This window comes from Campylobacter novaezeelandiae, from assembly GCF_004323845.1.
Classification (GTDB): domain Bacteria; phylum Campylobacterota; class Campylobacteria; order Campylobacterales; family Campylobacteraceae; genus Campylobacter_D; species Campylobacter_D novaezeelandiae.
Window position 1 is genome coordinate 1 of sequence record NZ_QPGR01000024.1, and the last position, 8152, is coordinate 8152.

Genomic DNA, 8152 nt, shown 5'->3' on the forward strand with positions numbered 1-8152 from the left:
GGTTTTTGTTTTGAAGTAAGGCTTTAAATAAAATACCATTTCCAAAACCATAAAAATAAAGAACAGGGTATAAGAAGTATTTATCATTATAAGTATTTAATAAGGAGTTTAATTCAGTAAGGGGGTTAGTGTAAAGATAGCAATCCCCCCCCCCAGTTGTTTCTTTTAAATTTATATCTAAATTATCCTTACCTTGTATAAGTTCAAATTTAAGATTTGATTTTATTTTCTTTAGTTCTTCTTTTAAGAAAGTATTATTTAGAGCATTTAGGTTTTTTAGGAATAAAGAGGGATTCATAATTTTTCCTTAAAATGTTCTTCTTTTAAGGGTTCTCCAAATTTTATATCCCTAGTAGCTTTTAAACCTAAAATTTGATTAAAAAATTTAGGATGAAGACCAAAGGAAGGTCTTACACTTTTTACATTAGTCGCTGTAAAAATCTCCCCTTTTTTAATATCTTTACTTGCATACAAGCTTCTGGCAAAAACTCTATTTTGAAGTGTTTTTTTATTTAATTTTAAACTCCCTTTTCCTAGAGCTTTTTCGCATTCTCTAACTGATTTCACCATACTTTTAAATTCATTAAAATCTAAGCTAAATCCACTATCTTCACTTTTTATATCTTTACTTATCATAAAATGCTTTTCTATTACACAAGCTCCTAAAGTAGTAGCAACAATAGGTGCTAAATTTCCAAAACTATGATCACTTAAACCTACTCTTATATTAAATTGTTCTTTTAAAGTTTTAATGGCATTAAGATTTAAATCTTTTGTCTTAGATGGATAAGATGAAGTGCATTTTAAGAAAATAAGTTTATTATTTTTTTCTTCTTTAAAAATTTTTATAGCCCTATAAAGCTCCTCTTTAGTTGCAATACCAGTTGAAAGCAAAGTTGGTTTTTGTTGCTTAGCTATATAGCGGATTAATTCCTCATCATTTGCCTCAAAAGAAGCGATCTTATAAGCTATAGGATCAAAAGTTTTTAAAAAATCCACATCTTCTTTACTAAAAGGACTTGAAAAACATAAAATATTATGTTTTTTTGCGTGATTAAATAATTTTTCATGCCATTCATAAGGCGTTTTGGCTTTTTCATAAAGTTCAAATAAAGTTCTTTTATCCCAAAGCCCACCTTTTATAATAAAATCATCTTTATTACAATCAAGAGTAAGGCTATTGGGTGTGTAGGTTTGAAATTTAACAGCATTAGCTCCTGCTTTTTTCGCCATTTCAATGCTTTTTAAAGCAAGATCTAAGCTGCCAGCGTGATTAGCTGAAAGTTCTGCTATAATAAATACTTTTTTATCAAGATTAAAATTTCCTATATACATAAAAATCCTAAGATATTTTTTATCACTATCGGTATTATTTTATAATATTTTAATAAAATTTATATTTTTTTAGACGATTTATCCTTTTTAAACCTTAAGGAAAAAACATGAATTTTTGCAAAAAATGTGTAATGCCTGATACTAAACCTGATTTACATTTTGATGAAGAAGGGATTTGCGATGCTTGTAGATCTCAAGAGATGAAAGATAAAAAAATTGACTGGAAACAAAGAGAAAAAGAGTTTTTAGAACTCATCAAAAAACATAAAAAACATCCTGTATATGATTGTGTTATAGGAGTTAGTGGTGGAAAAGATTCTACATTTCAAGTATTAAAAATTTTAGAGCTTGGCTTAAATCCTTTGTGCGTATGCTTTGAACCTAGTATTCCAACTAAAATAGGCAAAAAAAACCTTGCTAATTTAAATAATTTAGGCGTAGATCTTATCCATATTAAAAGAAATCCAAAAGTTTATAAAATACTATCAAAAGAAGCCTTTATAAGAACAGGAGATAATGAATGGCAAAACCATTTGGGAATTTTTACAAGTGCTCCAAGGATTGCAGTTAATTTTAACATTCCTTTAATCATTTGGGGTGAAAGCCCTCAAATAGAATACGGAGGACCTGCAAGCAGTAAAGAAAAAAATATTTTAGGTCGAGAATGGCTTGAAGAATTTGGAGGACTTTTAGGAAATCGTATTAGCGATATGATAGGAGTAGATGGTTTAAAAGAAAAAGATTTGTATTTTTATACTTATCCAAGCGATGAAGAACTTAAAAGAGTAGGAGTTACTGGATTGTTCTTAGGATATTATTTTAAATGGGATTATAAAATAAATCTTCAAATTGCACAAAAATATGGTTTTTCAACCTCAGATCGTCCCGTAGAAACTACCTATGAAAACTTTGAAAATTTAGATTGCTATAGCAATCATTTGCATGATTATTTAAAATACTTAAAATATGGCTTTGGAAGGGCTAGTGATAATGCCTGTTTAGATATACGACTAGGTTATATAACCCGTGAAGAAGGAATAAGACTTGTTAATAAATATGATGGAAAACCTCCAAAAAAAGCAATTAAAAAATATCTAGAATGGAGTGGTTTTTCTAAGGAAGAATTTCAAAAAATTCTTGATAGTTTTACTAATAAAAAAATTTTTAAATGCGATGAAAAAGGTAACTTTTTAAAAGATATTGATGGTTCTTTAATCCGCAAGGAAGAATGTATTTTAAAATGATTGGAGTAATTGATTATCAAGCTGGAAATTTAAATTCTGTTTTAAAAGCCTTAGATAAAATTGGAGTTTCAAACTTCTTAATACAAGAAAAAACAGCTTTTCAAAAAGCTAAAAAATTAATTTTACCAGGTGTAGGATCTTTTAAAGAAGCTATGGATTCTTTAAAAAAACTTGATTTTATCTCTGTACTTAAAGAAGAAGTTTTAACTCATAAAAAACCTATTTTAGGAATTTGTCTTGGAATGCAACTTTTTTTAGAAAAAGGCTATGAAGGTGGAATTTGCAATGGGCTTGGTTTTATTGAAGGCGAAGTCATACCCTTTAATGAAAATTCAAATTTAAAAATTCCTCATATAGGATGGAATGATATTGAAATTTTAAAGCAAGAACCTTTGTATCAAGGGATTTCTAGTAAAAGTGATTTTTATTTTGTGCATTCTTTTTATGTAAAATGCAATGAGGAATTTATAAGTGCAAAATGTGATTATGGAGTGCAATTTTGTGCTTCTTTACAAAAAAATAATATTTATGGAGTGCAATTTCATCCCGAAAAAAGCCAAAATTTAGGCTTAAAACTTTTAGAGAATTTTTTAAAGGTTTAAAATGCTAAAAACAAGAATTATTCCTTGCGTTTTGCTTAAAAATTCCCAACTTGTAAAAAGTATAGAATTTAAAGATTATCGCACGATAGGACACCTTACAAGCACAGTAAGAATATACAATGCAAGAAATGTAGATGAACTTATCATACTGGATATAGATGCTTCAAAAAATTCTCAAATAGATTTTGATAGTCTTAAGGATTTAGCCAAAGAATGTTTTATGCCTTTAACAATAGGAGGGGGCATAAGAAGCATTGAAGATATACAAAAAATTTTAAATTTAGGAGCAGATAAAATAAGTATAAATTCTAAAGCTTTAAAAGAACCTCATTTTATCACTCAAGCAGCAAATCGTTTTGGCTCTCAATGCATAGTTTGCTCTATAGATGTAAAAAGAAAAAATAATAAATTCCATATATATGATAGAGGAAATTTATTGGATATTGATCCTTTAGAGCTTGCTTTAAATTATGAAAAATTAGGTGCTGGAGAGATACTTTTAACTTCTGTAGATTTTGAAGGAAAAGCCCAAGGATATGATTTAGAACTTTTAAAAATATTTCAAAATAAATTAAAAATTCCACTTATTATTAATGGCGGACTTGGAAAGCCACATGATGGTGTTAAAGCTTTAAACTGCGGAGCTGATGCTTTAGCTGGGGCCTATATTTTTCATTTTTCACAATATACCCCAAAAGATATAAAAGATGAATTAGCTCAAAATGGTTTTTTCGTAAGAATAATTTGATAAACTTATATAAAACATATTTTCATCTTCTGTTATTATAGAAAAGTTGTTTTTCTCATATAATTTTAAAGCTTTTTCATTATTTTTAAAAACACAAGCTTTTAAAATTCTAACTTTTAAGACATTAAAAGCATAATTTTTTATTTCTTGCATAAGTATTTTTCCCATACCCCTTAATCCTGGTTTTGCATAAAGTCCAAATTCGCAAGAATGCAAAGTAATATTCACAAAGCTAATAACCCCAATGGCTTCTTTTTCTTTATAAACCAAAAAATACTGTTTATCTTTGTGATATTTTAATTCTTCTATAAATTTTAAATGTTCTTTTAAAGTTATACTTTTAATTCTTGTAAAAGAAGAAATCTCATCATCATTGCGCCATTTTAAAACAAATCTTTTTTCTTCTTCATTAAGTGTAGTAAAATCCTTAAGAAAGGTCATTTAATCTCTACCTCATAACCTTTTTTAATCAACCATTGTGCTATTTTTTCTTGATTTTTCACATAAGCTATAGCTTTAAAATTAGCTTTTAAAATTAAAGCTTCATTTACCAAAGAAGAAGCGCTAATAATTAGTTTTTTGCTTTCATTCATAAGCTTAGCTAAATTCTCATTATCTATACTCAAAGTAATATTTTCATTCAAATCTGCAAATTTTTTAAGTTTTTTTAAATTTTTATTTGCACTTGTTGTGGCGATAAGAATTTTTTTATCTTTTGGCAAATCCTCGGCAATTTCTAAAGAAAAATTCTTAACATCTACTCCACCTAAACAAATAAAATAATCCCAAATTTTATCCCTTTGAATTTTGCTTTCAATATAAAATTCTTCCCTAATTAAAGCATAAGAAAAACCACATCTTAATTCACATTTAAACGGAACTAAACCCTTATAATCTTCAGGCTTTGCATAGGCATTAACATTAAGCAAAATATCACAATAATGCTCTTTTAGCTCATCATCAAAACTTAAAATTTTAATACCTGTTTCAAGTTTTATTAATTTTTCATCATCTTTATCGATATCATAATGATCAATAATCAATAAATCAAAATGATGATCCTTGATTAAATGAATAAGCTCATAAATACTTGCACTTTCTAACTCAAAAACAGGATAAGGGATTTCATCAATCAATGATCCTTCTAAAGGCAAACATGCAAAATAAACTTCATCATATTGTTTTGCTAAAATAAGATCTCGTTTTATATGTCCAAATCCCAAACTAGCAGAACTATCACTTCTAAAAAGAACTTTCATACATCAAAAACCTTTACTTTAGTATTATTTTTTTAAATTCTTCTTTTGGCTCTTTTACGCTACACAAAAAATCAACTATACTTAAATAAGATATAAATCCCCCCCCCCGCTGCTTATTCAAATTTTGCTTATATATTGGATGAATAAAATCAAAGTATGAAATACTTATTTTATTGTCTTTAAATAATTCTTTAGCTTCTTTTTTATCCAAATAAGCTTTAGAACCATTGGCCGATAAATAATGATTAGAATCTAATTTTTTGCAAATCTCAACAAGTAAATTTTCTCTTTTTAAATCACTTAAATCTAGTATCGAAGATCTAAACAAAGGGGTATTAATCTCTAAAATTTTACAAATTGCGATAATTAAAGAGATATTTAACTCGCATAAATTTTCATGTTTATTTAAATTATGTTTTAATAAATCAAATATAAGATTAAAATTATCACTTTTGCTATAAGCATGATAAAAAGTTTTTAAAATCTTATCTTTCCACTTTGTATCTTTACTTAATTTTATATCACAAATTAAAGTTTTTTGTGATGTTTTTTGATGTGAAAGAGAAATAAAATGCTCTTTTTCTTGAAGTTTGATCTTATTTCTACTTTGCCAAGATCTTTGCTCGAATTGGACATTATCTAAAAAAACAAAATATTTAACTTTTGCTATCATGCAAAAATAGCCAATCCAAGGCAAAAAAGTGGGTTGCATTATAGCTATCATTTTATCTTTCCATAAATGACTATATCACTATCAAAAATTTTCGCATCATCTTCACCCATAATATTTGTAGCTTCATAATTTAAAACTTTAAAATCATATAAATTTAAATACTCTTTTAAATATTCTACAAGTTCGTATTCTTGATAAAGAGTATTAATACAACCTAGCTCCCCAGTTGTATCATCGTGATTAATTTTAAAAGTATTATGAGCTATTTTTTCTCCAAAACCATAGCGAAAATCTCGAATACTTCTTGTTCTTAGAAAGAATAAAGCATTTTCTTTAAACATTTTATATTCTTTTGAATTCTTTAAGAGATTTAAAAAATCTTCCCTATGAAGATAATTAATTACATTAGGAATTAAAAAAATATCAGCCTTAATATCAGGATTTTTTTTAGGAAATTCTAAAATATCATCTTTAAAAAATTTAAAATTTTTAGCCTTAATAATATTTGTAAAATTAAAATTAGCATTTTCTATATTTAATGCATTAAAATCTACACCTAAACACTCATAATCATAATTTGCAAACAAAGAAAGATTATTACCATTAGAACAAGCAAATTCTAAAACTTTGTTATTTTTATCTCTTTGATGTAAATTATTTTTAAAAAAAAATTTAATCACTGCTAAGTCTGGGAATTTCAAACCTTTTAAGTCTCTAATATACATTATTTTCCTTCTATTTTATTTTTCCATATACGATTATATCGCTATCTTTGATAAAAATTTTATTTTTAACATTGATATTTTCGCTCATAATCACCTCAAAATCATATAAATTTAAATACTCTTTTAAATATTCTACAAGTTCGTATTCTTCATAACAAGTGCAAAGACAATCTTTTTCTCCGCTAAATTCATCATTATTTAAAATAAAACTTCCATTTTCTAGCGTTTTTCCAAGTTTATAACGATGATCTTTAATACTTCTTGCCCTTAAAAAGAAAAAAGAAAAATCCCCCCCCCGTAGACGTAAAGATGATTCTTTCTAGCATTTAAAAGCAGAGTTTTAAGCTCATTTTTAGTAATAAAATTAATTACATTAGGAATTAAAAAAACTTTAGCATTTAAATTCTTATAATTTTTAGCAAAATCTAACATATTTTCATTAAAAAATTTAAATTTTTTATATTTTAAAATTCCATCAAAATTATATTTTGCATTTTCATAATGCTCTTTACTAAGCTCAACACCTAAACACTCATAATCATAATTTGCAAAAAGGCTTAAATTGTTACCATTGTGTGAAGCAAATTCTAAAACCTTCTCATTTTTTAAAGTATCAAGTTTATTTTTAAAAAACCATCTTACAATTTCCATATCAGGATATTTAAATCCTTTTAAATTCTTTATAAACATCCTTTATTCCTTTGAAATAGTAATTTAGCAAATTCTAAATCTTGTGGGGTATCTATATCACATACCAAAGTTCTAGGCAACACATAAACACTAGAATAAGATTTAAACATAAAACTAGTTTCAAGCCAAGCTTTGCTCTTTCCAAAATAAAATGTTCCTGTATCATGATAAGCTTTGATTAAATCTTGGGATCTTTTTTCATAAAATGTCTCATCAAACATAAAAACACTTTTTTTATCATCTAAATAAAATGCCCTTTGTATAGGATAATCAAACTCAGTAGCACCAAAAAGGAATTTACTCCCATTTTGGATAAAAACTTCATAAGCATCTTTTAAAATTTTTTCATTGACTAAAGGTGCTGTAGCATAAAGACAACAAACATTATCATAGTGTTGATTTTTTAAAGCTAAAACTTTAATAGCATTTTGAATAACAGTTGTGCTTGAAGTAAAATCATCACTTAAATTTTTATCCCTTTTAAAAGGAGCTTTTGCTCCATATTTCATTGCTATTTCTATAATTTCATCATCATCACTTGAAACAATAACTTCATCAAAAAGTTTTGAATTTAAAGCATTTTCTATACTATAAGCAATCAAAGGCTTACCTAAAAAATCAACAATATTTTTTCTAGGAATTCTCTTGCTTCCTCCACGTGCTGGAATAATGCAAAGATTTTTCATTTTTACCTCTCAAAATAAAACTATAATTTTACTAAGTTTAAGTATAATTGTTTCTTATTTTTATAAAAAGATTTACCATGCTAATAAATAAATTTTATGAAATAAATTCTTGTGATGATGTTGAACTTAATATAAAAAGAGAAAGTAAGCTTGAGTATAGAATTACTTTTGATGATAGTAAAGATTTAAA

11 protein-coding genes and 1 pseudogene are annotated in these 8152 nt (G+C 26.3%); 4 read left to right on the forward strand and 8 right to left on the reverse strand.

The window, feature by feature from the left end; genetic code table 11:
* Positions 1-298 (reverse strand): annotated as a pseudogene (locus DU473_RS07945) (motility associated factor glycosyltransferase family protein); the annotation flags it as partial.
* Entirely contained in the window at positions 295-1335 is a 1041-nt protein-coding gene (gene pseI, locus DU473_RS07950) for a pseudaminic acid synthase (RefSeq protein ID WP_131165641.1), read from the reverse strand. The gene pseI and the pseudogene DU473_RS07945, both read right to left, overlap by 4 nt.
* A 107-nt stretch (positions 1336-1442) precedes the next feature.
* Here pseI and pseA point away from each other — a divergent pair, with 107 nt between their 5' ends.
* From pseA to wbuZ, 3 genes are read left to right on the forward strand one after another with little or no spacing between them, the layout of a single operon-like run.
* Positions 1443-2579 (forward strand): pseudaminic acid biosynthesis protein PseA, encoded by a 1137-nt coding sequence (pseA, locus tag DU473_RS07955; RefSeq protein ID WP_131163838.1) that lies wholly within the window; start codon positions 1443-1445, stop codon positions 2577-2579.
* Positions 2564-3181, forward strand: coding sequence for an imidazole glycerol phosphate synthase subunit HisH (hisH, locus tag DU473_RS07960; RefSeq protein WP_262868312.1), 618 nt, complete (start codon positions 2564-2566; stop codon positions 3179-3181). Before pseA ends, hisH begins: the two co-directional genes overlap by 16 nt.
* A gap of 1 nt (position 3182) precedes the next feature.
* Positions 3183-3929, forward strand: a complete 747-nt coding sequence (gene wbuZ, locus DU473_RS07965) for a glycosyl amidation-associated protein WbuZ (protein WP_131186954.1) — start codon at positions 3183-3185, stop codon at positions 3927-3929.
* Here wbuZ and pseH read toward each other — a convergent pair.
* The 6 genes from pseH to pseF all read right to left on the reverse strand — a co-directional run bounded on the left by pseH (position 3894) and on the right by pseF (position 7962).
* Positions 3894-4370, reverse strand: a complete 477-nt coding sequence (gene pseH, locus DU473_RS07970; protein WP_131186955.1) for a UDP-4-amino-4,6-dideoxy-N-acetyl-beta-L-altrosamine N-acetyltransferase — start codon at positions 4368-4370, stop codon at positions 3894-3896. The genes wbuZ and pseH overlap by 36 nt on opposite strands.
* On the reverse strand, positions 4367-5188 hold the full coding sequence (gene pseG, locus DU473_RS07975; protein WP_131186956.1) for a UDP-2,4-diacetamido-2,4,6-trideoxy-beta-L-altropyranose hydrolase: 822 nt from the start codon (positions 5186-5188) through the stop codon (positions 4367-4369). Before pseG ends, pseH begins: the two co-directional genes overlap by 4 nt.
* A 13-nt stretch (positions 5189-5201) precedes the next feature.
* The gene (locus DU473_RS07980) at positions 5202-5912 is read right to left on the reverse strand and encodes a WbqC family protein (RefSeq protein WP_187347529.1); all 711 of its coding nucleotides are present in this window, start codon (positions 5910-5912) and stop codon (positions 5202-5204) included.
* Positions 5909-6586: a methyltransferase domain-containing protein gene (locus tag DU473_RS07985; protein WP_131163833.1), complete on the reverse strand. Its 678-nt coding sequence runs from the start codon at positions 6584-6586 to the stop codon at positions 5909-5911. The genes DU473_RS07980 and DU473_RS07985 overlap by 4 nt, the downstream gene beginning before the upstream one ends.
* Before the next feature lie 267 nt (positions 6587-6853).
* Complete coding sequence (locus DU473_RS08505) at positions 6854-7276, reverse strand: hypothetical protein (protein WP_262868316.1); 423 nt, start codon at positions 7274-7276, stop codon at positions 6854-6856.
* Positions 7267-7962, reverse strand: coding sequence for a pseudaminic acid cytidylyltransferase (pseF, locus tag DU473_RS07995; RefSeq protein WP_131186957.1), 696 nt, complete (start codon positions 7960-7962; stop codon positions 7267-7269). Before pseF ends, DU473_RS08505 begins: the two co-directional genes overlap by 10 nt.
* Before the next feature lie 77 nt (positions 7963-8039).
* On the opposite strand from pseF, the gene DU473_RS08000 reads away from it, so the two are divergent.
* On the forward strand, positions 8040-8152 hold a 113-nt coding region (locus tag DU473_RS08000; RefSeq protein ID WP_131186958.1), incomplete at its 3' end, for a DUF2920 family protein.